The organism is Kineococcus indalonis (assembly GCF_009906395.1).
Lineage (GTDB): Bacteria > Actinomycetota > Actinomycetes > Actinomycetales > Kineococcaceae > Kineococcus > Kineococcus indalonis.
The window spans coordinates 1-610 of record NZ_JAAALM010000971.1; the positions used below are offsets into that span (position 1 = coordinate 1).

A 610-nucleotide genomic window follows, 5' to 3' on the forward strand; every position below is an offset into this window, starting at 1 on the left:
GGCTGGTGCAGGCCCGCCGCGCCGGGCGGCGCGCGGCGGTGGAGTCCTTCCAGCGCTCGGCGCTGACCTCGCTGCTGGTGACCCAGGTGTTCCTCTTCGCCGCCTCGCAGTTCGCCGCGGTGGCCGGCCTGGTGGTGGACCTGGTGCTGCTGGGGCTGGTGCAGGCCGACCTGGACCGGCTGCGCACCCGCGCCCCCTCCCCCGCTCAGCGCACCCACAGCTCCACGCGCACCGCGCCGTAGTCGCCCTCGAACGCCGGGGAGCGCCCGGCGCGCGCGGGCCGCACCCAGGAGGCGAACACCTCCTCCCACGGGTCGTTCAGCACCACCCCCACCAGCCACACGCGCTCGCGCCCGGCCAGGGCGGCGGCGCGCCGGTCGTCGGGCAGGTCGTCGCCGCCGACGGAGACGCTGGCGCCGGTGTCGCGCAGCAGCAGCACGTCGTCCAGGGGGGTGCCGGCGGGCAGGTAGTACCGCACGTGCGGGCGGGTGGTGTTGCCCAGGTAGACCACCGCGTCGCCGGGGCGGGCGCGCTCGGCCAGCGCGGCCACGGCGGAGGGCACGTCGTCGGTGACGAAGGGCCGCTGGCGGGTCTGCACCAGGTGCGCGCC

1 protein-coding gene and 1 pseudogene are annotated in these 610 nt (G+C 77.9%); one reads left to right on the forward strand and one right to left on the reverse strand.

Features of this window, described 5'->3' with window-relative positions; all coding sequences use genetic code 11:
* Positions 1-242, forward strand: a pseudogene (locus GTR00_RS22240) (hypothetical protein); the annotation flags it as partial.
* Here the strand turns inward: GTR00_RS22240 and GTR00_RS22245 are convergent.
* Positions 206-610 (reverse strand): hypothetical protein (locus tag GTR00_RS22245; RefSeq protein WP_205706432.1); only part of this gene is annotated, 405 nt, incomplete at its 5' end. The pseudogene GTR00_RS22240 and the gene GTR00_RS22245 overlap by 37 nt on opposite strands.